The sequence below is a fragment of the Cognatazoarcus halotolerans genome, assembly GCF_009800965.1.
GTDB lineage: Bacteria > Pseudomonadota > Gammaproteobacteria > Burkholderiales > Rhodocyclaceae > Cognatazoarcus > Cognatazoarcus halotolerans.
Genome location: NZ_WUAF01000047.1, coordinates 1 through 1,109 on the forward strand (window position 1 = coordinate 1; position 1,109 = coordinate 1,109).

The following is a 1,109-nucleotide window of genomic DNA, read 5'->3' on the forward strand; positions in this document are numbered from 1 at the left end:
TATCAACCCGGCAATCAAATAGCTAACTTACAAAGCATATCGAACGTACTCATGGGTGAAATACGACCGAACTCGATCCGGCATCGCAGCGATTCGCTCCATGCACGTGCGCGCCTTCTCGAGGAGCGCTGCGACGGTCTTGGCAATCGGCCCGGAGCGTATCGTCGTCTTCAGATCCCGGTTGAGGTACTCATCGGGGTTGAGTTCTGGTGCATACGGTGGCAGGTAGAACAGTTCGATCTTTTCGGCGTTCTCTGCGACCCACTGGCGCACGCGGTTGGCACGATGCACGCGCAGGTTGTCGACGATCAGGAACACCTTGCGCCGGGCATCCTGAATCAGATCCTTCAAGAACACGATGAAGCGCTCGGCATCGACGGCGCCCTCGAAGAAGGAGAAGCGCACCAACCCCTGGTTGGTGATCGCCGAGATCATCGATGTCGATCCATGGCGACCGGCCGGCAGTCGAAGTTCGGGCGTCAAGCCTGCCATCGAGTAGCCCCGAATCCAGTGCGAGTCCTGGCGAATGGCGGTCTCGTCACCCCAGTAGATCTCGGCATCCTCAGCCTTTGCGCGTGCCACGATCTTCGGATACTCGTCCCCAAGCCACGCCTTGAGGCGGGCCGGATCCTGCTCGAGCGCACGTTTGACCGGCCGCTGCGGCGTGAAGCCCCAGCGCCGCAAGTACTCGCCCACGGTGCGGATGGGCATGTCGATACCGAAGAGATGCTTGATGGCAAGCATCACCGCACGGCGATTCCACAGTGCGAATTCGAGCTGGAGTTGGGCGGGGTTCGAACCGATGATCTTCAAGCGCAATTGCTCCTCTTGAACCAGCGTCAGCGTTCGTCCCGATCCGTGCCGACGGCCGCGTTGCCCGCCCTTGATCACCGTATCGACGCTATCGGTTTGGGCGCGCCGCGCCCATTTGAGGACAGTCCCGACATGAACGCCACAGACTTCGGCGATGTGTCCCCATGTGTAACCTTGTTTGCGAAGCACGAACGCCTGCCGACGGATGTGCTCGAGGGCTTCGGGCGGTAGCTTTCTGGCGTCGATTTTCTCCATGCCAGAATTATATCAATATCTATTTGATTGCCGGGTTAATA

Annotated in this window: 1 protein-coding gene; it reads right to left on the reverse strand. The window is 59.2% G+C overall.

From position 1 onward, the window contains the following. Positions 1–27 precede the first annotated feature (27 nt). On the reverse strand, positions 28–1,068 hold the full coding sequence (locus tag GQB03_RS22585) for an IS630 family transposase (protein ID WP_159694053.1): 1,041 nt from the start codon (positions 1,066–1,068) through the stop codon (positions 28–30). Between the last annotated feature and the right edge of the window lie 41 nt (positions 1,069–1,109).